This window comes from Avibacterium sp. 20-129 (assembly GCF_026226845.1).
Taxonomy (GTDB): domain Bacteria; phylum Pseudomonadota; class Gammaproteobacteria; order Enterobacterales; family Pasteurellaceae; genus Avibacterium.
Genome location: NZ_JAKKOE010000002.1, coordinates 105,155 through 127,968, shown reverse-complemented (window position 1 = coordinate 127,968; position 22,814 = coordinate 105,155). Strand labels below are relative to the sequence as shown.

23 protein-coding genes and 1 pseudogene are annotated in these 22,814 nt (G+C 40.1%); 16 read left to right on the top strand and 8 right to left on the bottom strand.

Going from position 1 to position 22,814, the window contains the following annotated elements; all coding sequences use genetic code 11:
• Positions 1–18: 18 nt before the first annotated feature.
• Together L5B90_RS08145 and ppdD are read right to left on the bottom strand one after the other, a co-directional pair.
• Positions 19–1,431 carry a GspE/PulE family protein gene (locus tag L5B90_RS08145; protein ID WP_265762620.1) on the bottom strand — a complete coding sequence of 471 codons (1,413 nt, stop codon included), beginning with the start codon at positions 1,429–1,431 and terminating at the stop codon, positions 19–21.
• 12 nt (positions 1,432–1,443) lie between these two features.
• Complete coding sequence (gene ppdD / locus L5B90_RS08140) at positions 1,444–1,878, bottom strand: prepilin peptidase-dependent pilin (RefSeq protein WP_326938215.1); 435 nt, start codon at positions 1,876–1,878, stop codon at positions 1,444–1,446.
• A 142-nt stretch (positions 1,879–2,020) separates the two neighbouring features.
• On the opposite strand from ppdD, the gene ampD reads away from it, so the two are divergent.
• Positions 2,021–2,575, top strand: a complete 555-nt coding sequence (gene ampD, locus L5B90_RS08135) for a 1,6-anhydro-N-acetylmuramyl-L-alanine amidase AmpD (protein WP_265762619.1) — start codon at positions 2,021–2,023, stop codon at positions 2,573–2,575.
• 65 nt (positions 2,576–2,640) lie between these two features.
• On the opposite strand, the gene L5B90_RS08130 is transcribed toward ampD, so the two are convergent.
• Entirely contained in the window at positions 2,641–3,240 is a 600-nt protein-coding gene (locus L5B90_RS08130; protein ID WP_265762618.1) for a cation diffusion facilitator family transporter, read from the bottom strand.
• Positions 3,241–3,914: 674 nt separating this feature from the next.
• Between L5B90_RS08130 and rppH the strand changes: the two are divergent.
• The 5 genes and pseudogenes from rppH to tadA all read left to right on the top strand — a co-directional run.
• Positions 3,915–4,386 (top strand): annotated as a pseudogene (gene rppH, locus L5B90_RS08125) (RNA pyrophosphohydrolase); the annotation flags it as partial.
• Between the two features lie 145 nt (positions 4,387–4,531).
• A complete protein-coding gene (locus L5B90_RS08120) occupies positions 4,532–5,323 on the top strand; it encodes a sulfite exporter TauE/SafE family protein (protein ID WP_265762617.1) in 792 nt (263 codons plus the stop codon).
• Between the two features lie 10 nt (positions 5,324–5,333).
• Positions 5,334–6,134 (top strand): prolipoprotein diacylglyceryl transferase, encoded by an 801-nt coding sequence (gene lgt, locus L5B90_RS08115; protein ID WP_250349617.1) that lies wholly within the window; start codon positions 5,334–5,336, stop codon positions 6,132–6,134.
• Positions 6,135–6,146: 12 nt separating this feature from the next.
• Positions 6,147–6,998, top strand: a complete 852-nt coding sequence (locus tag L5B90_RS08110) for a thymidylate synthase (RefSeq protein ID WP_265762616.1) — start codon at positions 6,147–6,149, stop codon at positions 6,996–6,998.
• Between the two features lie 97 nt (positions 6,999–7,095).
• Positions 7,096–7,617: a tRNA adenosine(34) deaminase TadA gene (tadA, locus tag L5B90_RS08105; RefSeq protein ID WP_265762754.1), complete on the top strand. Its 522-nt coding sequence runs from the start codon at positions 7,096–7,098 to the stop codon at positions 7,615–7,617.
• Positions 7,618–7,675: 58 nt separating this feature from the next.
• On the opposite strand, the gene grpE is transcribed toward tadA, so the two are convergent.
• On the bottom strand, positions 7,676–8,278 hold the full coding sequence (gene grpE, locus L5B90_RS08100; RefSeq protein ID WP_250363488.1) for a nucleotide exchange factor GrpE: 603 nt from the start codon (positions 8,276–8,278) through the stop codon (positions 7,676–7,678).
• A gap of 159 nt (positions 8,279–8,437) precedes the next feature.
• Between grpE and L5B90_RS08095 the strand changes: the two genes are divergently transcribed.
• Both L5B90_RS08095 and recN read left to right on the top strand, forming a co-directional pair.
• Entirely contained in the window at positions 8,438–9,355 is a 918-nt protein-coding gene (locus tag L5B90_RS08095) for an NAD(+) kinase (RefSeq protein ID WP_250364590.1), read from the top strand.
• Between the two features lie 77 nt (positions 9,356–9,432).
• Positions 9,433–11,109 (top strand): DNA repair protein RecN, encoded by a 1,677-nt coding sequence (gene recN, locus L5B90_RS08090; protein ID WP_250363489.1) that lies wholly within the window; start codon positions 9,433–9,435, stop codon positions 11,107–11,109.
• 282 nt (positions 11,110–11,391) lie between these two features.
• On the opposite strand, the gene plsB is transcribed toward recN, so the two are convergent.
• Positions 11,392–13,824: a glycerol-3-phosphate 1-O-acyltransferase PlsB gene (gene plsB, locus L5B90_RS08085; protein ID WP_250349613.1), complete on the bottom strand. Its 2,433-nt coding sequence runs from the start codon at positions 13,822–13,824 to the stop codon at positions 11,392–11,394.
• Positions 13,825–14,048: 224 nt separating this feature from the next.
• Here plsB and lexA point away from each other — a divergent pair, with 224 nt between their 5' ends.
• The 8 genes from lexA to L5B90_RS08045 all read left to right on the top strand — a co-directional run bounded on the left by lexA (position 14,049) and on the right by L5B90_RS08045 (position 20,414).
• Complete coding sequence (lexA, locus tag L5B90_RS08080; protein WP_250363490.1) at positions 14,049–14,684, top strand: transcriptional repressor LexA; 636 nt, start codon at positions 14,049–14,051, stop codon at positions 14,682–14,684.
• Between the two features lie 370 nt (positions 14,685–15,054).
• Complete coding sequence (rpsF, locus tag L5B90_RS08075; RefSeq protein WP_265762615.1) at positions 15,055–15,432, top strand: 30S ribosomal protein S6; 378 nt, start codon at positions 15,055–15,057, stop codon at positions 15,430–15,432.
• The gene (priB, locus tag L5B90_RS08070; RefSeq protein ID WP_265762614.1) at positions 15,419–15,745 is read left to right on the top strand and encodes a primosomal replication protein N; all 327 of its coding nucleotides are present in this window, start codon (positions 15,419–15,421) and stop codon (positions 15,743–15,745) included. Before rpsF ends, priB begins: the two co-directional genes overlap by 14 nt.
• Positions 15,746–15,757: 12 nt before the next feature.
• Positions 15,758–15,982 carry a 30S ribosomal protein S18 gene (gene rpsR, locus L5B90_RS08065; protein WP_035687245.1) on the top strand — a complete coding sequence of 75 codons (225 nt, stop codon included), beginning with the start codon at positions 15,758–15,760 and terminating at the stop codon, positions 15,980–15,982.
• A 17-nt stretch (positions 15,983–15,999) separates the two neighbouring features.
• Positions 16,000–16,449, top strand: a complete 450-nt coding sequence (gene rplI, locus L5B90_RS08060) for a 50S ribosomal protein L9 (RefSeq protein WP_126371816.1) — start codon at positions 16,000–16,002, stop codon at positions 16,447–16,449.
• 191 nt (positions 16,450–16,640) lie between these two features.
• On the top strand, positions 16,641–19,034 hold the full coding sequence (gene rnr, locus L5B90_RS08055) for a ribonuclease R (RefSeq protein ID WP_265762613.1): 2,394 nt from the start codon (positions 16,641–16,643) through the stop codon (positions 19,032–19,034).
• 85 nt (positions 19,035–19,119) lie between these two features.
• Positions 19,120–19,860, top strand: coding sequence for a 23S rRNA (guanosine(2251)-2'-O)-methyltransferase RlmB (gene rlmB / locus L5B90_RS08050; protein ID WP_265762612.1), 741 nt, complete (start codon positions 19,120–19,122; stop codon positions 19,858–19,860).
• A 38-nt stretch (positions 19,861–19,898) separates the two neighbouring features.
• Positions 19,899–20,414, top strand: a complete 516-nt coding sequence (locus tag L5B90_RS08045) for a DUF5358 domain-containing protein (RefSeq protein WP_250351650.1) — start codon at positions 19,899–19,901, stop codon at positions 20,412–20,414.
• A 136-nt stretch (positions 20,415–20,550) separates the two neighbouring features.
• Here the strand turns inward: L5B90_RS08045 and nanA are convergent, their stop codons facing one another.
• The 3 genes from nanA to nanQ are packed head-to-tail and all read right to left on the bottom strand — an operon-like array spanning position 20,551 to position 22,813.
• Positions 20,551–21,432, bottom strand: a complete 882-nt coding sequence (nanA, locus tag L5B90_RS08040; RefSeq protein WP_265762611.1) for an N-acetylneuraminate lyase — start codon at positions 21,430–21,432, stop codon at positions 20,551–20,553.
• 19 nt (positions 21,433–21,451) lie between these two features.
• The gene (locus L5B90_RS08035; protein WP_250349607.1) at positions 21,452–22,321 is read right to left on the bottom strand and encodes a MurR/RpiR family transcriptional regulator; all 870 of its coding nucleotides are present in this window, start codon (positions 22,319–22,321) and stop codon (positions 21,452–21,454) included.
• A 21-nt stretch (positions 22,322–22,342) separates the two neighbouring features.
• Positions 22,343–22,813: an N-acetylneuraminate anomerase gene (gene nanQ / locus L5B90_RS08030; protein ID WP_250363494.1), complete on the bottom strand. Its 471-nt coding sequence runs from the start codon at positions 22,811–22,813 to the stop codon at positions 22,343–22,345.
• Position 22,814 lies beyond the last annotated feature (1 nt).

The following is a 22,814-nucleotide window of genomic DNA, read 5'->3' as shown; positions in this document are numbered from 1 at the left end:
ATCATTTCTCTCACTTTTTTATTCCCCTATCCGTTTCCCTAATACTCGTTCTACCTCAACTAAATCTGTTATTCCTTCTTTTACTTTCTCCAATCCACTTTCTCGTAAGGATGCATAATCCGTTTGATAGGAACGTTCCCCGTTATGAAAGTGTGGTTGTAAAAATTGGTAAATGCCACTGCGCCCTTTATAGCCTTGATAACAATCGCAATCTTTAGTCAAATGATGACATTTCTTTCGTACCAATCGCTGTGCAATAACAAGCAATAGACTATTGTCAATTTCGTGCTGTTGGATACCAAGTTGCAACAAACGAGAGATCGCTGAATGTGCATCATTCGTATGCAATGTAGAAAGCACTAAATGCCCTGTTTGTGCGGCACGTAAAGCAATTGAAGCACTTTCTGCATCACGAATTTCACCAAGCATAATGATATCGGGGTCTTGCCTTAAAAAAGTGCGTAATAGGCGATTAAAGTCAAGCCCAATTTGGGGATTAATTTGTGTTTGGATAATGCCCGGTAGCTCGATTTCAATGGGATCTTCTGCGGTGAGAATATGTTTTTCTGAGTGATTTAACCACTCAAGTGCGGTATAAAGGGTGATACTTTTTCCGCTCCCTGTTGGGCCTGTAACCAAAATCAAACCTTGGGGTTGAGAAAGTGCTTGCTGCAAGGTGCTTTGCTGTGTTGTATTCATTCCGAGTTGTGAAAAGGCAAGGCTGACGGGTTTATTTTTTTGTAAACGCAGCACGGCTTTTTCCCCATATTGCGTTGGCAAGGTAGAAAGGCGAAAATCGAGTATATCGGAAAACGTCGTTTTAAAATGAAAACGCCCGTCTTGTGGCAACCTTGTTTCGCTAATATCAAGCCGAGCAAGCAACTTTAAACGCGAAATCAAACGATGACTAATTTGTGTGGATAATGGCGTTTGACATTGCAATACGCCGTCAATACGAAAGCGAATTTGCAACTGTTCACGTTGTGGCTCTAAATGAATATCTGAGGCATTCAGCTGCAAAGCATTTTCAAAAATCCGATCTAAGAGCTGAATAACGGGTTCATCGGTTTTTTCTTGCGAATCTTCCGCTTTGATCTGCTCCATAGGGCGATAAAAATCAGGTACTGCAGGCTCTTCCGCCACATTTGGAGCAAGACTTTGCAAAAGTGATTTTAAATCTTGGGCTTGTAATAATACCGGTTCAACCACTTTTCCTGTTAAAAAAGAAAAGGTTTCACAAGCAGAAAGATTATTCAAATCATCAATACCTAACCAAAGGGTTTGTGCATTTTCCTGCAATGGTACAGCAAAATAACGAATTAATAAGGCTTTTTGCTGTTGATTTTGCTGCCATAAGTGCGGTGCAATTTCAAAATATTTTCCATCGACCGCACACACCGTTATTTGTGGCTGTAACACATATTCCGCCATTATTTAGCCCCATCAGTTACAAAATCCTGCGGGAAAGAGTTCCGCCGATTTAGCACACTTCACCGCCCAAGTTATTCCTTTGGCTGCATCACCGCTCGCGGTTAAAGAATAGCTTATCCCAGCTAAGTTTTCTCTGCCTGTAACGGTGATTTTACCTTTCTGTACATCAATCGACGCGACTTTGCCTTTATTCGTTAATTTTTTCTGAATCCCATTCGTTCCAGCATTACATTTGGTGGTTGATCCTGTGTTATACACACAAAGTTCCACTTCAGAACGGTAAGGACTTGCAGCTTGAATCAGTTCTGAAATTGCCGCTTTTTTCGTGTAATTTTGGTAGGCTGGCACGGCGATTGTTGCCAAAATTGCCACAATGGCGATCACAATCATTAATTCAATTAACGTAAACCCTTCTTGCCGCTTCAAACGCGTAGAAAATCTGTTCATAAGTTGTCCTTGTTGATTTCTCTTAAGATTAATTTTCGATAAAATACGAGCAATGAATAACCCGCGTGAATAAGTGTGGCTCAAATTAAACATAAAGCCAAAAAGCACCGCACTTTTTCTCGATCACGATCGCAAAAAATCTATGAAATCAACATATTCCATTAATCAATCAGGCTGGTTGGCCAACCAAAAACATTGTCCTTCTCCCCATTATGATTTACGCCCCGATCCACAAGATATTTCCTTGCTCGTCATTCATTACATCAGCTTGCCCCCCGAGCAATTTGGTGGAAATTACATTGATGCATTTTTCCAAGGACGTTTAGATCCTGCTATTCATCCCTATTTTGACGAAATTAAAGATCTTCGCGTTTCAGCACATTGCTTAATTAATCGTGAGGGGAAAATAACGCAATATGTCAGTTTCAATGATCGCGCTTGGCACGCAGGTGTCTCTTGCTTTCAAGGACGTGAAAAATGTAATGATTTCGCCATTGGCATTGAATTAGAAGGGAGTAACAATCAGCCGTTCACCGAACAGCAATATGCCACGCTGACAAAACTCACACGAAGCATAATGCAACACTATCCCAAAATAGGAAAAGATCGCATTGTAGGGCATAGCGATATTTCCCCTGGAAGAAAAATCGATCCGGGTCAATATTTTGATTGGGAAAAATATTTAACTTGCCTATAACATAAGTGCGGTGGAAATTTTTCGATTTTTCCACCGCACTGTATTCCACTTTAACAATATATTGCCTAATGAGAATGCCCTAAATACCGTCCGACCATTACCGCTTTTATTATCCCCCCACCACTGCGTAAAATGAACACACTTAAAATGGCACTGGCAACAATATCTAACCACTGAATTTGCCATAACCACGCGCTCACCCCTGTAATAATAGCGATGACAGAGCCAAATAAATCTGCCAAGACGTGTAAATAAGCCGCACGAATATTTAAGTTTTCTTGATCGCTTTTCAGCATTAACCACGCCACAATGATATTCACAAACAATCCCATAACTGCCACACCTAGCATTGGTAACGCATTTATAAATAAGGGATTTTTCCAGCGTTCAATAGCTTCAAGTAAAATCCAAATCGCCACCACCATTAAAGAAATTCCATTAAATAGGGCGAAATATTTTTGTGTTTTATGGGGGAAAAATAATGCGATAAAAGCCAGTAATAAGGAAAGGCTATCATTTGCCATATGGCCTGCATCCGCCATTAATGTTAGGCTATTGAAATAATAGCCGCCCAAAAATTCAATCACCATATAAGCGGTGATAATAACAAAGCTAAAGGCTAAAATGCGCTGGTTTTGCCAGCCCTGCTCGTGGTTGTGGTGCATAAATGTTCCTAGAGAAAATTTGCCATAGTATAAAGTTTAACGGGTGGTTAAGGTCAAGTTTTATGAAAAAAACGAGAGAAAAGCACCGCACTTTTGTCTTTGATTAATTAATAACCACTCTTTTTATCCGCTGTAATTCACAATATAACAACGCTTCTTTTTTGTCTATCTTTTTGATTTTAAATAATTTTATTATTCTGAGCCAATACAGACACACCAAGTTTACTATTTAATTCCCACCTATTCTGCATAAAACCACAATTTTATCCACAAAAATACTGAATAACTCACAGCTTGAGAGAAGAAATGGGGTTAAAATCCTGATAAAAATACAGTGTGATTTTTTTATAGGCGAGAATTGTAACAAAATAATGCGATCTCGGATCTCAACTTTAGATCTTAATAAGATGCAATGATCTTCTTTAACTTATTTTGAAATAAGGATTTTGTTATCTTTATACACAAATAATTTGATATTACTCCCGCACTGTTCACAAGGTTATGCACAGCCTTGTGGTTTTTATTCAATTTATTAACAGATGATAACGATTTCATATTTGTAAAATTCTCATAGAAAAGCGGCTTAATGCTTGTTTTCGGTTGTTAAAACCTTAAGTTTGTGAAACAATTCACCAATTCAGAATTTAAAATAGTTAAAATGAAGGTAAACGATAGTGATCGATTTCGATGGCTACCGTCCGAATGTGGGAATTGTCATTTGCAATCGTAAAGGTCAGGTTTTGTGGGCGAAACGCTATGGGCAAAACTCGTGGCAGTTTCCACAAGGCGGTATAAATGATAATGAAACGCCTGAACAAGCAATGTATCGTGAGCTTTTTGAAGAAGTGGGTTTAACTCGTAAAGATGTTAAATTACTTTATGTATCAAAACAATGGCTTCGCTATAAACTTCCTAAACGCTTATTACGCTACGACAGCAAGCCAATGTGCATTGGGCAAAAACAGCGTTGGTTCTTATTACAATTAGTCTCGGACGAAAAAGATATTAATATGCAAACCACCAAATCGCCAGAATTTGATGGTTGGCGTTGGGTGAATTTTTGGTATCCTGTGCGTCAGGTTGTTCCTTTTAAAAAAGAAGTGTACCGCAAAGCGATGAAAGAATTTGCGGGGGTATTGTTTAATCCGAAAAATCAGCCAAATGCGGCGCCTCAAGAGCAGAAAACTTCGCTCACACATTCTGCAACTAATACACCGAACAAACATTCTGGCAAAAAATATTCATCAGGCAAATATTATAAGCGTTCATTTCATCGAACAAGGGGAGCATAATGCTGAGTTTTTTTCTTATTTGTTTAATTGTCGGCTGTGTGGTCGGCTTTTTAGCAGGCTTATTTGGCATTGGAGGCGGACTGATTATTGTCCCGGTATTGGTTTATTTATTGCCAATGGTTGATGTGCCTAGTGAACTTTTGATGTCCACAGCATTAGGTACTTCTTTCGCCACAATTGTGGTAACTGGATTTTCTTCCGCACAACGCCATCAAAAACTCGGCAATATTGTATGGAATGCGGTAAAAGTGCTAGCCCCTGTGATTATGGTAACCACGTTCATTTCAGGGCTTTTTGTAGGTCATTTAGATAAAAGCATTTCGAGCAAATTATTCGCCTGTTTGGTGGTGTATCTTGCATTGAAAATGTTGCTTTCCATTAAACCAAAAGAAGCGACAAAAACATTAACCACGACTTCTTCTGTCATTGGCGGTATCTTGATTGGCATTGCCTCTAGCATTGCAGGCATTGGCGGTGGTGGCTTTATTGTGCCGTTTCTTAATGCACGTGGGATCGAGATGAAAAAAGCCATTGGTTCATCTGCATTCTGTGGAATGTTACTGGGTCTCTCTGGAATGCTAAGTTTTATCGTGGGTGGCTGGGGACAACCGAATATGCCAAGCTATTCATTAGGTTATGTGTATTTACCCGCTGTAGTGGCAATTACTGCAACGTCATTTTTCACCTCTAAATTAGGGGCAAGCACCACGGATAAATTGCCTGTAAAAACCCTAAAACGTTATTTTGCTGTATTATTGATTGTGATTGCTATCAATATGATTATGAAATAAAAGGAAATATATGAATTCTAGCTTTATCCCTTTTCCTCACTTTGATCCTGTGATTTTTCAGTTAGGTCCTGTTGCCTTGCGTTGGTACGGATTAATGTATTTAATCGGTTTTGTCTTTGCACGTTGGCTTGCCGTTCGCCGAGCCAATCGCCCAAATAGTGGCTGGACAACAGAACAAGTGGACAACCTCTTATTTAACGGCTTTCTTGGTGTATTCCTAGGTGGGCGTATCGGTTATGTGCTGTTCTATCAATTTGATTATTTCTTACAAGATCCGATGTATTTAATTCGTGTCTGGGAAGGGGGAATGTCTTTCCACGGCGGATTAATTGGTGTGATTTTAGCTATGTTTATCACTGCCAAATTACAACACCGTGGCTTTTGGGCAACGGCAGATTTTGTTGCACCGCTTATTCCTTTTGGTTTAGGAATGGGGCGAATTGGTAACTTTATCAATGATGAACTTTGGGGACGTGTAACAGACGTACCTTGGGCAGTGCTATTCCCCTCTGGCGGTTATTTACCTCGCCACCCTTCGCAACTTTATGAAGCCGTGTTAGAGGGGCTCGTGCTATTTGTCATTCTTAATCTGTTTATCAAAAAACCACGCCCTACGGGATCAGTGGCAGGATTATTTTTAGTCGGTTATGGCACATTCCGTTTCATTATTGAATATTTTCGTGAACCTGATGCGCAGCTTGGCTTATTCTTCCAACAGCACATTTCAATGGGGCAAATTCTCTCATTGCCAATGATTCTGCTGGGGGCATTGATTATGCTGATCGCTTATAAAAGTGCGGTGAAAAAATAGGGGAAATTTATAATGCGTCAATATTTAGATTTATGCCAAAACATTATTGATAACGGCACTTGGGTAGAAAATGAACGGACAGGAAAACGTTGTTTAACCCTGATTAATGCAGATCTCACTTATAATGTCGCGGACAATAAATTTCCTTTAATCACTACCCGAAAAAGTTACTGGAAAGCCGCAATTGCAGAATTTTTAGGCTACATTCGTGGCTATGACAATGCCGCTGATTTCCGTAAGCTTGGCACTAAAACGTGGGATGCCAATGCAAATGAAAATCAAGCGTGGTTGAATAACCCACACCGTAAAGGCACTGATGATATGGGGCGCGTTTATGGTGTGCAAGGGCGTGCTTGGCGTAAACCAAATGGTGAAACCCTTGACCAATTGCGTAAAGTGGTGAATGATTTAACCAAAGGGCTAGACGATCGTGGCGAAATCATCACCTTTTACAATCCCGGAGAAATTGAGCTAGGCTGTTTGCGTCCTTGTATGCACACCCACACCTTTTCTTTACTTGGCGATACCCTTTATTTAACCAGCTATCAACGTTCTTGCGATGTACCATTAGGGTTAAATTTCAACCAAATTCAAGTGTTTACTTTCTTGGCATTAATGGCTCAAATTACTGGGAAAAAAGCAGGAATGGCGTATCATAAAATCGTCAATGCACATATTTATGAAGATCAGCTTGAGCTAATGCAAAATGTACAACTCAAACGAGAGCCATTGCCTCTACCAAAATTAGAAATTAATCCTGACATCAAAACCCTTGAAGATCTCGAAACCTGGGTAACAATGGAGGATTTCAAGGTTATTGGCTATGAATCTCACCCTGCGATTAAATATCCTTTCTCGGTGTAAGCATAAAAAATAACAAAATGAAAAACTTCCACAAAAAGCACCGCACTTTATGTTACCAATCAGCCAATTTGTGGCTGATTTTTCACACGAATTAAATATTGAGGGAATAAAAGTGCGGTCAGATTTTGATGAAAAAATGATGCGTTACGCCCTAAGCCTTGCTGATAAAGCAGAAGCCTTAGGGGAAATTCCTGTAGGTGCCGTGTTAGTTAATGATGAAGGAAATATTGTGGCAGAAGGCTGGAATCTATCTATTCTTCAACACGATCCCACCGCTCACGCAGAAATTGTCGCACTCCGCCAAGCAGGACAAGTGCAACAAAACTACCGCTTACTCAATACCACCCTGTACGTTACCCTGGAGCCTTGCACAATGTGTGCAGGCGCAATTTTACATAGCCGAATTAAGCGTTTAGTATTCGGTGCTTATGATCTAAAAACAGGGGCGGTAGGTTCGCGTTTTCACTTTTTTGATGATTATAAAATGAATCACAATCTTGAAATTACTGGCGGTGTACTGCAAGAAGAATGTAGCCAAAAACTTAGCGAATTTTTCCGCAAAAGGCGTGAACAGAAAAAGCAGCAAAAGCTGACGCAAAAAAATTCCCTTCAAATTTAGAGCAAAAAAATAGGCGATACACTCGCCTATTTTTATGAGACTTATTGCATTTGATTGATTACGCAGCCACCATCACCATTGCAGGGCGAATCACTCTACCATTCAGCAAATAGCCTTTTTGTAGTACAGTGGTGATTTGATTGCTTTCAAAACCGTCTGCCGGCTGCATTGAAATGGCTTGGTGTAAATCGGGATTAAAGGTTTCTCCCACCGTCCCAACCGCTTCTACGCCAAAACGTGCTACTGTTGCCAACAATCCTTTTAAGGTTAATTCCACACCATCTAACACGCCTTTTAAACTCTCGTCTTCCGTGCTAACTGGGGTTGCCAAGGCTCGCTCAAGATTATCAATGGTTTCAAGCAAATCTTTGGCAAATTTTTCTAAAGCAAATTTGTGTGCTTTTTCCACATCTTGTTCGGCACGACGGCGAATATTATCAATTTCTGCACGGCTACGTAATAGAATATCTTGCTCTTTCTTCGCCGTTTCAACAAGTTGCTCTTCAAGTTCTTGAACACGGGCTATGGCTTCTTCTAACGCATCGCCTTCAAGGTTTTCAGCATTTTCTTGCTGTTGTGCTGTTTCTTGCACATTCTCTGCCTGTTCTACTTGTTCTTGTTTTACTTCTGTTTTTTCCACTTGTTGTTCTTGTTCTGACATCGTTTTCTCCATCTGTTCAAAAATTTGCGTTATTGTAACAAAAAACGTAAAAATTGACAGTTGCTAAACTTGGCTAGCCACTGACATAGTTTATGTGTAATATAGCCATAAATTTCTTGAATTCAAGTGCGGTCTGTTTTCCGCATAAAAATAAATATGATGTCCACAACCCATTTAATCGACAACAAAAGTTTGCATAATTCCTTCCATACCATCGGATTGGTGGGGCGTCCGCGCAATGATGTAAATTTGCAAATGCACAAAAATTTATTTCAATGGCTTTTAGAAAAAGGCTATCAGGTACTTGTGGAAAAAAGTGTGGGCGAGCGTTTAGGCTTACCTATTCAACATCTTGCAGAATTAGATGAGATTGGTACACAGGCGCAATTAGCCATTGTTATCGGTGGTGATGGCAATATGCTTGGGCGAGCAAGAATCTTAGCTAAATATGATATTGCTTTAATTGGTATTAACCGAGGTAATTTAGGCTTTCTGACGGATATTGATCCGAAAAATGCCTATGCCCAACTTGAGGCTTGCTTAGATCGTGGTGAATTTTTTGTGGAAGAACGCTTTTTATTAGAAACAGCCATTGAACGAGAAGGACAAATTATTGCCACCAGCAATGCAGTAAATGAAGCGGTGATTCACCCTGCCAAAATTGCTCATATGATCGATTTCCACGTTTATATTGATGATAAATTGGCCTTTTCACAGCGTTCTGATGGCTTAATTATTTCTACACCGACAGGCTCAACGGCCTATTCGCTTTCCGCTGGTGGCCCGATTCTTACCCCGCAACTTAATGCAATCGCGCTAGTACCAATGTTTCCACACACCCTTTCTTCTCGCCCTTTGGTCATTGATGGCGAAAGCAAAATCTCTATTCGTTTTGCAGACTACAACACCCCGCAATTAGAAGCGGGTTGCGATAGTCAAGTCGCGCTGCCGTTCACCCCTGATGACGTGGTACATATTTATAAAAGCAAACATAAACTGCGTTTACTTCACTTAAAAAGTTATAATTATTACAATGTGTTAAGCACAAAATTGGGCTGGTTGAGAAATTCCGCGTAAAAAATTTGCATAAACCCCTTTACTGTATATAAAATCAGTTATAAACTGATATATATACAGTTAAACAGGAGTGTATTATGCTTACTCAACTTACGATTAATAATTTTGCGATTGTTCATCACCTTGATATTGAATTTGCGCAGGGAATGTCTGCCATTACTGGTGAAACGGGTGCGGGTAAATCTATTGCCATTGACGCCCTTGGCGTATGCTTAGGACAACGTACAGAAAGCGCGATGTTACGTGAAGGGCAAAACCGTGCAGATATTTGTGCCACATTCCAGATTGAACCAAACAGCCCCGCTGATGAATGGCTTAAAGTTCAAGAATTGCAAGATGAAGATAATCCAGAAAACTGTATTTTACGTCGAGTAATCAACGCTGATGGACGTTCCAAAGGCTTTATTAATAGCATTCCTGTCTCTGCTAGCCAACTCAAAGAACTAGGGCAATATTTAATTCAAGTCAATGGGCAACATTCCTCACAACGTTTGCTAAAAAATGACTATCAGCTCACCTTATTAGATGACTATTGCGCGCATACTGATCTGCTTGCCAAGGTACAAAAGCAATATCGTCAATGGAAAGCGTTGCAACAACAAGTCGCGAATTTCCAACAAAAATGTGCCGAAAATGAGGCGAAAAAACAACTGCTACAATATCAAGTTGAAGAGCTTGATGAATTTAATTTACAAGAAAATGAATTTAGTGAGCTAGAGGAAGAATATAACCGACTTGCTAACAGCGAAGAACTCACCGCACTTTCTCAATCTGTCTTAAATTTATTAAGTGAGAATGATGAACTGAACGTAGATAGCTTGCTCTATCGTGCGGTGCAAAATTTAGAAGAACTACACAGCCTTGATCCGCACTACAATGATGCACTCACAATGTTACAAGAAGCGTTGATCCAAGTACAGGAAGCAAGCTCTGAGATCCAACATTTATCCTGCAACATTGACCCCGATCCGTATCGTTTACAGGAAGTGGAAAGCCGAATGAGCCAAGCACTACAACTTGCACGTAAACACAATGTAAAAGCGGAAGAATTGGTTGCATTGCATCAATCTTTAAGACAAGAACTCCATCAGCTTGTAGATTTTGCTGACAGCGAAGATGCACTGATTGAACAAGAAAAAGTGGCTTATGCACAGTTGTTAGAAAATGCACAGGCTTTAAGTGCAAGTCGCCAAAAAGGGGCAGAAAAACTCTCAGCACAAGTGACTAAAGGCATTAAACAACTGGCAATGGAAAATGCCGAATTCTCTATTAGTGTGGTACAGGCGGAAAGTAAACTGACTGCCCAAGGTATGGATCAGGTGCAATTTATTCTACAAGCAAACCTCGGACAATCCGCTCAACCATTGGCAAAAGTGGCATCGGGTGGTGAGCTTTCACGTATCGCCTTGGTGTTACAAGTGCTGACCTCTGATAAATCCGCGATTTCAACCCTCATTTTTGATGAAATTGATGTGGGCATCAGTGGTGCAACCGCAAGCGTAGTGGGAAAATTATTACGCAAATTAGGCAAAAAATGCCAAGTGATTTGCGTTACCCACTTACCACAAGTCGCCTGTTGTGGGCATCAACATTTTTCTGTCGAAAAACAAACCATTGATGGAAAAACGGAAACAAAAATGACCGCGCTTTCCCAGCAACAACGTGTGAAAGCCTTAGCTAAATTGCTTGGCTCAACCAAAGTCACTGAAAGTGCCTTGGCAAACGCAGAAGAAATGCTCCGTTTGATTGCCTAAATTTCTCTAAAACCTTTCGCGTTCCGCGAAAGGTTATTGCAAGCTATTTTTGAAATGATGACGTAAAAAATCTGCTTCTTTTACTTTTTCTAGGCACTGTTTATGAGGTTTCTGGCTCTATCTAAGTAATCGGGTTACTCGAGCTAGGCAAATAAGAAAAAATTGCTGACAACGCTCACCTAGATGATTTTTAGTAGATAGGGTTATCATTTAAAACATAAAAAGAACCTTCGCGATTTAGCTAAGGTTCTTTAGCTCACTTGAAAATACTTAATCAAAACATTAGTCAATTTCTTCGTTTTTTTCCACCGCACTTTTAATTGTAAGTCTGACTTCGGCAGAAATCATCTGCGCAAGAATTTCACTGAGTTCATCAAGCAAGGAGGCATTCACTTGATTGTTGTCATCAAAATAACCATATTGTTTTAGATTTCCAACAAACGCAGAAAACACGGCTTTATCAAAAAACTCTGGAGCATTAATACCGTGCAGCACAGATAAACGTTGTGCCACAGATTGACTTTCTTTTTCTAATGTGGCTCGAGAAATCGTTGGATCATTTTGTAGAATGCTTACCGTGATGTAATAACGCTGCAAAATTTCTCTCACGCCCGATGACCAAAGCTGTAACATTCTGACTTGAGGTTTGTGGATCGCGAGCAAATTCTCATTGCATTGAATAATATTTTGCCGTTGCAATTCCTGAATAATATTTTCTACATAATCTTTTAATTCACCATCGCTGAAATGTAAAAATAATTCACCACGCAAGAACGGATAAATTTTTTCAACCGCCTCAAGGACAAGATCTTTTTGCATTGCACCATAGTGCAACACAATGCTCGCCACCAGAGAAGGTAAGGCGAATAAATGCTGAATATTATTGCGATAATAAGTCATCAACACCGCTGAATTACGCTCTAAACGAATGATCTCGCCAAAATTATCTTTTTCAACCAAGACGCCCACACGATCTAAATTTAAAACGTGATCGAGCATTTCTTCTGGTGTTTCGCTTGGTACAATGACATCATCAGAATAAGGCACATTCTGTAAAAATTGTTGATAACTTGCTAACTGCTCTAATAACTGTTTTCGCGTTAATGCACGCTGACGAGATGATAGCAATGCAGTTCCTGTTAAATTCATCGCATTGACTGCGGCGGCATTATTAATATTCACCATAACTTGGTTTGACACCGCATCAACGGCTTTATTAAACCATTGAGAACGTTCATCGTCTAAATGCAATTCTTTCCATTCTGGAAAATGTTGGTTCAAATAACTGCTTAATACGATTGGCTCACCAAAATTCACATAGCCTTTACCTAAATTACGCAATTTTTTAATGACGCGTAACACAAGCCCTGCATTTTCTTTCTCTTTTGCCGCACCACGCAATTCTTTGGCATACGTATCCACTTCCAAAACGTGTTCGTAGCCTACATAAACAGGCACGACAGAAATAGGACGTGTTTGGCGTTGTTGTAATGCTTGCAAGGTCATCGACATCATCCCCGTTTTAGGGGCAAGTAAACGTCCGGTGCGCGAACGTCCCCCTTCAATAAAATATTCAACCGAATAACCACGATGGAATAATTCTGCTAAATACTCACGGAAAATCGTTGAATAGAGGCGATTGCCCTTGAAGGTTCGGCGAATAAAAAATGCCCCTCCTCGGCGGAACATTGCGCCCACCGGCCAGAAATTTAAGTTAATTCCCGCTGCAATATGTGGTGTAACCAAGCCCTGATGATATAACACATAAGAAAGCAACAAATAGTCAATATGGCTACGGTGGCAAGGTACATAAACAATTTCGTGGCCTTCAAGTGCCAGCTTGCGTACCCGATCCGCGTGTTGCACATCAATCCCTTGGTAAAGTTTATTCCATAGCCAACGTAAGAAACGATCTGCTACACGTAACCCTTCATAGCTCACATTTGCAGCAATTTCATCTAAAATTTTATACGCCTCTTTTTGTGCTTTTTCAATGGGCATTTTCTTACTTTTTGCTTCATCTTCAATAGCTTTGAGAATCGCCGGAGATTGTAGCAATTTATTAAACATCGCTTGGCGATTTGGCAAACGAGGGCCCGTAGCAGAAATACGTTGTTTAGAAAAATGAATTTTAGCAACGCGCGCTAATTTCGCCGCAATTTTTTCATCTGAACCGTGTTCATTCACCATATAACGTAGCGAAACCGCTTGTGAAAAACGCACAAACGTATCACGCCCAAACCAAATTGCCGCTGCAAATTTTTGAAGACCATTTAATAAACGTAAATTTGGCAACCCTGATTTATTTTCGTGTCCCGGTGAACGTCCCCATAATACCGAAACAGGAATAAGCTGCACATCAAGATCCAAAAAAGTGCGGTGTAATTCTAGGTATTTATTAAAAATTGTGATGGTTTCCTTTTTTGCCCCTTTAGATTTAAAAATGCGACGCCCTTCATCTAAAAATACAAAACGAGGTAATGAAATACCGCCAATTTCATTTTTCTCGAAAGGATCAGGCAAGCCAACATTTAAGCAATTTTTGCGGAAAATCACTAAATCCGTTTGCGAGGTGTAAGGCAACACATACACAATAGGTTGCTGCACATTTAAAGCTAATTCTTCAATAGGATGATGAGGAATCGGATTATTTTTAACTAATACAGAAAGGGGGAATTCTAATAATTTTCTATATAAATTAAGCATACTTGCCATATAAATTCCGTAATTTATTTATCCAGATAAAAAGTTACGCCATCTTACCACAAATTTTTGGCATTTTTTTTCAATTTAGCCTGATATAAATTAATTAAAGCGAAAATTTCGCACAAATCTAACAAAAATCAAACAAATATCACAGAGAAAACAAAAGAAGATTGCAACAATTCTCTTTCTGTATATAATACCAGTAAATATGGATATAAAAACAGGGGAGATATATGACAATGATGAAAGCCCTCACAGCCCGTCAGCAAGAAGTTTATGACCTATTAAAACGGCATTTGGAAACCACCGGAATGCCGCCCACCCGTGCGGAAATTTCTCGTGAATTGGGGTTTCGCTCACCGAATGCGGCGGAAGAGCATCTAAAAGCCCTTGCAAGAAAAGGAGTAATTGAAATTATTCCCGGTGCGTCACGCGGTATTCGGTTACTGCTTGAAGAAAATGCGGAAGAAGAGCCTGAAGGCTTACCACTCATCGGACGCGTAGCCGCAGGCGAACCGATTTTAGCCGAACAACATATTGAAGGCACTTATAAAGTTGATGCCAATATGTTCAAACCGCAAGCAGATTTCTTACTAAAAGTGTATGGTCAATCAATGAAAGATATCGGTATTTTAGACGGCGATCTCCTCGCGGTACATAGCACCAAAGATGTGCGAAATGGGCAAGTGATCGTCGCAAGAATTGAAGATGAAGTTACTGTAAAACGCCTTGAACGCAAAGGTTCAATGGTTTATCTTCACGCCGAAAATGAAGAATTTGACCCGATTGTTGTCGATCTCACACAAACCGAAAGTTTTGAGATTGAAGGTATTGCCGTGGGGATTATTCGTAATAATGCGTGGATGTAACTTATTTACGTTCTAGCCATTAAACATTAAAAAATTACACCGCACTTTGATTTACCCATCTCGGTTCACGATAGCGTTCACTGCATAAGCTATCTTTAAGCTTTACGGTTAATCTCTGTTACGCTTTTAAAAAGTGCGGTTGTTTTTTTCTAAATTTGTTTGGGATAATTCACCATTTTCATCCACATTAAAAAATTTACCGTTTGTGCCTAATATTTCCTCATAAAATAACTTCATTTTCCCTTGTGCTTTTTCATTAATCCTGTATAATCGCACGCCTTACAGCTACATCATCATTTTCGTTCCTTGCTTCCGCAAGATTGGTAGCTGGTCTTACAGTCGGAGGCTGATTAACCCGTAAGGAGCAGTAATGCGTCACTACGAAATCGTGTTTATGGTTCATCCGGACCAAAGCGAACAAGTACCAGCGATGATTGAGCGCTATACCAATTCTATTAAAGAAGCGGGCGGTCAAATCTATCGTTTAGAAGATTGGGGTCGCCGTCAATTAGCTTACCCAATTAACAAATTACACAAAGCACATTATGTGCTAATGAATGTAGAAGCGCCTCAAGAAGTCATCGACGAGCTAGAAACAACATTCCGTTACAATGATGCAGTTCTTCGTAACGCAATTATTCGTACTAAGCACGCCGTAACAGAAGCGTCCCCAATGGTTAAAGCACGCGAAGAGCGTAAACCTTTAGCTGAAGTTGAAAACAACGATTTTGAGGATGCTGAAGAGTAATTCAAAAATTGATAATCGCTTCTCATTAATAGGGCAAGTCAGCGACTTTCCTAAGCGAAGCAAAAGCCCTAACGGAATTGAACATTGTCGTTTTTATTTGGAACACCGTTCCGAACAGCAAGAAGCAGGATTACCTCGCCAAGCTTGGTGTAAAATCGCCGTTCAAGTTAGTGGTCATCAATTAATTGCAAAAACTCAAAGCATTACGGTCGGCAGTAACTTATTGATAGTGGGGTTTATTACTTCACATAGATCATCAAATGGTTTAAGTCAATTAGTATTACACGCCGAGCAAATCGAATTTATAGATTAGGAGACTAGCCAAATGGCACGTTATTTCCGTCGTCGTAAGTTCTGCCGCTTTACAGCGGAAAACGTTCAAGAAATCGATTACAAAGATATCGCAACGTTAAAGAACTATATTTCAGAGAGCGGCAAAATTGTTCCAAGCCGTATTACCGGTACTCGTGCGAAGTATCAACGTCAATTAGCTCGTGCAATTAAACGCGCGCGTTTCTTAGCGTTACTTCCGTACACTGATAATCAGTAATTAAGGAGAATACGGTAATGCAAGTAATTCTTTTAGATAAAGTTGTTCACCTTGGTAATGTTGGTGATCAAGTTAATGTTAAATCTGGTTATGCTCGTAACTTCTTAATCCCACAAGGGAAAGCGGTTATGGCAACCAAAGCTAACGTTGAATATTTTGAAGCACGTCGTGCAGAATTAGAAGAAAAAGCAGCAAAAGCACTTGTGGCAGCAATGGATCGCGCAGAGCGTCTTGAAGCCCTTGAGTCTGTAACTATCGCAAGTAAAGCGGGTGATGAAGGTCGTTTATTCGGTTCTATCGGTACTCGTGATATTGCTGATGCTATCACAGCTCGTGGTGTTGAAGTTGCGAAAAGTGAAGTTCGTTTACCAAACGGATTAATCCGTACTACAGGTGAACACGAAGTACGCTTCCAACTTCACGGTGAAGTATTCGCAAACTTACGTCTTATCGTAGTTGCTGAATAATCACCGCTTTTTATAAGATAAAAAACCCAGCTAATGCTGGGTTTTGTTTTTAAAAGTCAGTTATCGCGTTATTCGCTTATAGATACAAATAATAAAAATCGCTTTGCCTAAAATATCTCCAATTCTTTCCTTGCTTTCCCTTTCCTGCAATGTCAAACTTACAGCAATCTATGCCACATAAGGAAATCATTATGGCTAAAAAAATAACAAAAAAAACCACCGCACTTTCCGATCCGAATTATCAACAAGAATTAAAAAAATACAGTAATCCTATACCAAGTCGTGAATTTATTCTCAACATCATTCGTGAACATAATGCGCCAATGTCAAAAGAGGAATTATTTTCCGTTTTATCTATTCGCGATGAAGAACGCCAAGAGGCAATGCGTCGCCGTTTACGAGCAATGGAAAACGAAGGGCAACTTGTTTTTACTAAGCGTAAGCGCTATGCCTTGCCAGAAAAATTAGACTTAATCAAAGGAATGGTGATTGGGCATAAAGAAGGTTATGGTTTTTTACAAGTGGAAGGAGTAAAGCAAGATTTATTCATTCCAAATGGACAGATGAAACAGGTAATGCACGGCGATTATGTTCTTGCCCAGCCAAGCGGTTTTGATCGTAAAGGACGTCAAGAAGTGCGTATTGTGCGTTTATTGGAAGGGCGTAAAAAACATATTGTCGGACGCTTCTTTTTAGAAGAAGGCATTGGCTATGTTGTCCCCGATGATAGCCGTATTAATTATGATATTTTAGTCCCTAATGAATATCGCCACGGTGCGCGAATGGGGCAAGTTGTAGTGGTTGAACTCAAACCACGTACTGCAATGTTCACCCGTCCAGTGGGGATGATTATCGAAGTACTAGGCGAAAATATGGCAAAAGGAATGGAAACCGAAATTGCTATTCGCAATCACGATATTCCCCACGTTTTCCCAAGTGCGGTGCAAAAACAAGTCAAAAAATTCACTGAAGAAGTGCCAGAAGCCGCCAAAAAAGGACGGGTTGATTTACGCCAACTTCCTTTGGTTACGATTGATGGGGAGGATGCGCGAGATTTTGATGATGCCGTGTATTGCCAACGCAACGTAAAAGGCGGTTGGAAACTTTGGGTTGCGATTGCGGATGTGAGCTACTATGTTCGCCTGCGTACTGCATTAGATAATGAAGCCTATAATCGAGGCAATTCCGTGTATTTCCCAAATCGTGTTGTGCCAATGTTGCCAGAAGTCCTATCTAATGGCTTATGTTCGCTCAATCCACAAGTTGATCGTCTATGTATGGTGTGTGAACTGTCTATTTCTGCTAAAGGAAAAATGACCGATTATCGTTTTTACGAAGCGGTGATGAATTCTCACGCTCGTTTAACCTACACTAAAGTTGCGCGTATTTTAGACGGTGATGAAGAATTACAACAGCGTTATGAACCTCTTGTTCCTCATTTGCAAGAATTGCACCATTTGTATCAAGCCTTAGTAAAAGCCCGTCAGCAACGCGGTGCGATTGATTTTGACACGATAGAAAGTAAATTTATTTTCAATGAAATGGGACGCATTGAGCGCATTGAACCCGTAGTACGTAATGATGCCCATAAAATCATCGAAGAATGTATGATTTTAGCTAATATCGCCGCAGCAAATTTTATGGAAACGCATAATGAACCCGCATTATATCGTATTCATGCTGGTCCGAGTGAAGAAAAGCTGAGTGCTTTCCGTGCTTATCTAGCCGAACAAGGATTAAGTTTGGGTGGTGGAGCAAAACCGACAACAGAAGATTATGCCAAATTGCTCGTGCAAGTGAAAGAACGCCCCGACCACGAACTTATCCAAACTATGTTACTACGATCCTTGAGCCAAGCCATTTATTCCCCTGATAATATTGGGCATTTTGGCTTAGCCTTGACGCAATATGCGCATTTCACCTCGCCAATTCGCCGCTATCCGGATTTAACCTTACATCGTGGAATCAAATATTTACTGGCTAAATTACAAGGTTCAAAACGTAAAACCACGGATTCTGGTGGTTATCATTATGCACTTGATGAAATGGATAACCTAGGTGAACATTGTTCAATGACTGAACGCCGTGCCGATGATGCAACCAGAGAAGTGGCAGATTGGCTCAAATGTGAATATATGCAAGATCACGTTGGCGAAGCATTTAGTGGCGTGATTTCTGCGGTAACCGGCTTTGGCTTATTTGTGCGTTTAGATGAGTTATTCATTGATGGGCTTGTGCATATTTCAACCTTAGATAATGATTATTACCAATTTGATGTAAATCGCCAGCAATTAATCGGCGAAAACAGTGGGCGAATTTACCGCCTAGGCGATAAGGTTAATATTCGTGTAGAGGCGGTTAGCCTTGAACAACGACAGGTGGATTTCTCACTCATTAGCACTGAACGTAAACCTCGACGAGAAGGAAAAACAGCCAAAGATAAAGCGAAAAAAGGCTTTCGTTATGCAGAAAGTGCGAAAAAGCAAAAAGAGAAATCGGCGAAAAAATCGAAAAATCAAAGTGCGGTGAAAAAATCAGCCATTTCTGCCAAGAAAAATAAACGTAAATCGCCCCGCACTCAGTAAAAATGAGTTTGCGAAAAACTGGCGGAAGGAAGACAAACAAGCGTATAATTCCGCCTTATTTTATCTATCAATGTAAAGGATAACAATGTCTGAAAATATTTATGGAATCCACGCAGTTAATGCTTTTTTGGCAAATGCTCCTGAACGACTTATTGAAGTTTATGTGCTAAAAGGACGTGAAGATAAACGCTTGCAGCCCGTTCTCAATGCGCTTTATGAGCTTGGTATTTCTGTTCAATTTCTTAACCGTGAAACCCTTGATAAAAAAGCGAATGGTGAAGTGCATCAAGGGATCATCGCGCGTGTACAACCTACAAAAGAATTAAATGAAAATGATCTCGATCGCATTTTACGTGATCAACGAACGCCGCTTGTCTTGGTGTTAGATGGGGTTACCGATCCGCATAATCTCGGCGCCTGCTTGCGAACAGCCGATGCGGCTGGTGTATGTGCCGTGATCGTACCAAAAGATAAATCTGCCCAGCTTAATGCTACGGCACGCAAAGTGGCTTGTGGTGCTGCGGAAGTTGTTCCCCTTATTCGTGTTACTAATCTCGCTCGTACACTAAGAGAATTACAACAAAATTATAATATGTGGGTGATTGGCACGGCAGGTGAGGCAACGGAAACCTTGTATCAAACAAAACTGACGGGGTCACTGGCTTTGGTGATGGGCGCAGAGGGGGACGGAATGCGTCGCTTAACCCGTGAAACCTGCGATCAATTGGTGAGTATTCCAATGGCGGGATCGGTTTCGTCCTTGAATGTTTCCGTTGCGACGGGCGTTTGTTTATTTGAAATTGCACGACAACGTTTAGCAGGCTAACAATGAAAAAATCAGTCTTCACCCTTTTTATCAGCTTGATGACGGCTTGCACTTGGCATACCGCCACAACGCCTATTCCAGCCCAATTTGCTGGGGCAGATTATGTATTATCGGATAAAGATGCACAACGCTGGGTTGCCGCAAGTCGCCAAGCAGAACAATGTATTTACCCGAATTTAACTCGCATTCAACAAACCCATTTTAGTAAAGAAGATGCTTATATCCACGCGCAATATGTGTTCTTCTATCCGTTAGAAAATATCATCGGTGAAGATTATCTTAAAATCATTCAAGATGATGAAAAAGCAATGGGTTATGCGCAATATCAGTTCAAAAAATTCAAACAAACTGAGTTTGAACCTTTAACTCAAGCTGAATGCAATGTGTTACGTCTTAAAGCACACGATGATTTAGCGGTTGTAAAAGGGCAATATAAAAGCGGTATGGCAGAAGTCAACAAAGAAGAAGATAGCAAAGCAAGCAACGGCGTTGCCACTAATGATAATAAATTCTTCTTTGATATTATTAAGTGGGGCGCGACGCTACTGCTATAAAAATGCGTAAAATTTACACCGCACTTTATTTTGGGTAATACGCTAAACACAAAGAAAAAAGGCGAGAAATGCTAGCCAAAATCATTGATGACTAAAAAGAGCGGAGATTTTCCGCTCTTTTTTCTTGAATAGAAAATTATGATAAAAACTTCGCTTTCAATGCTTTTGCCACAGCAATTTGTTGTTCAGTGGCTTTGGCTGTCATTGGTTCGCGACAATAACCTGCATCCACGCCTTCCAATTTAAGTAATTCTTTAATGGTGAGGTATAAGCCATTTGCTAAAATACCTTCAATCAGATCATTGGTAATTTGTTGAATTTCACGTGCTTCGGCAAGTTTGCCAGCTTGAGTTAATTCAAAAATTTGTCTTGCTCGGATACCGTTTACATTAAATGTACTACCAATTGCACCATCCACGCCAAGAGCAGCGGCAGGTAACATCATTTCATCAAAGCCTGCCCAGATAAGATGATCAGGATAGGCTTTTTTCAAGCGTTCTAAGAGATAGAAATCACCTGCGGTGAATTTCACCCCTAATACTTTTGGATTTTTGTAAAGTTCCCCAAATTGTTCCACGCCAATGTTTACCCCCGTCAAGAATGGAATAGAATAAACGATCATATTATTGCCCGTTTCCGCAATAATGGTATCGTAATAATGTTTGATTTCCGCAAAGCTAAATTTGTAATAGAACGGGGTTACCGCAGATAAACAGTCATAACCAAGTTCGGTGGCATATTTACCTAATTCTACGGCTTCGTGTAAATTCACGCTGCCTACTTGAGCAATCAATGCCACTTGGTCTTTTGCCTCATCTTTGGCAATGCGGAAAATTTCCTTTTTCTCAGCGGTGGAAATCATAAAGTTTTCCCCTGTGCTACCGCCCACATACAAGCCATCGACTTTCATTTTATCAATGTTATGGCGAATAATTTCACGCAACCCTTTTTCATTGATTGAGCCGTCTTCGTTATAAGACACAAGCAACGCGCTAAAAATGCCTTTTAAATTTTTCATTGGTTTCTCCTAAACTGATTTATTTGATCCGCTGTTCTAAAATCACATTCACGGTTTTTTGCTTCATTTCTGTTGCATTTTCTTCTTCGGCTTGCACGATCAAGGCATAAATTAAATCTAACACAAAGAGTTGTGCAATTTTTGTTCCGATAGAATCTCCTTGTAGCTGCCCCTGTCTATGCCCGTTAATGAGGACATAATCGGCAACTTGCGTAATCGGTGAGCGTAAATTGTGGGTTAATGCGACGGTGGTTGCCCCATTTTTTTTCGCAATACTCAATGATTGTGTGGTTTCTTTGGAATAACCTGAATGGCTAATGCCAATGACTACATCCTCTTTATTCATTAAAGCCGCTTGCATATACATAAAATGATTATTACTAATGGCATCAACCTGTAAACCAATACGCATTAACTTATGTTTTGTATCTTCCGCAGTAAGTCCTGAAGAGCCAACACCAAATAGAAACACGCGTTTTGCTTGTCGCATTGCCAACACTACTTGTTCTAGTTGCTTAACATCAAGTAAATTAATGGTTTCTTTAATCACATTATTAATAGAATTATGCAATTTTTCGGCGATGCTTTGCGTATCATCATTTTTGCTAATATCGCTTTCTAACAACGAATTTGGCTGTTTTTCTTTAGTTGCCAATTCAATAGAAAGCTGTAATTTGAAGTCTGTAAACCCTTTGAAGCCGAGAGTTCGACAAAAACGAATAAAGGTCGCCTCGCCCACATCAAACTGTTGTGAAATTTCTGCTAATGAAAATTGGCTTAACAAATGTGGAGAAGATAAGATCGTAGTCGCAATTTTCTTCTCCGTTTTTGTCAGGCTGTTATACAACGCCCCAATGGTATCCAGAATATTCCCACTTGTTGCAACCATAAAACTTCTCCCTGTGTTTGTTTAACTCACTAACGCCACTGGTACTTTTACCACTAATTTTTTAATAAATTGCGCATTCTCCCCTGCAATACACCCGGGTTTATGAGGTTCATAAGGGAAAAATACGGCAAACATTTTTGGCAATAAATGCACCGCACTTTTATTTGGAATATCAGGCGTGAGTTGATAATCATCTGCCTCGTTATACTCATTATAAGTACTCAGATCAGGCTCATTGACGCCATATTCAATCACTTCATTACCGCTGATTAGCAGTTGAATATCAATGTATTTATGATGAAGTTCTGCTTGTTTACTGTCGCTTGGTGTGGTGTCAAATTCCATCACATTCATATAAATTTGATCTGTAAGATCGTGGCGTCCAATCGTTAATTTTGCCAGATCCATTCGTCTTAATTGATGACAAATTTCTGCCAGCACCATTGGTAAACCTCTGGCAAAGTCATCACGGGTTAAATCACCTAAAATCATT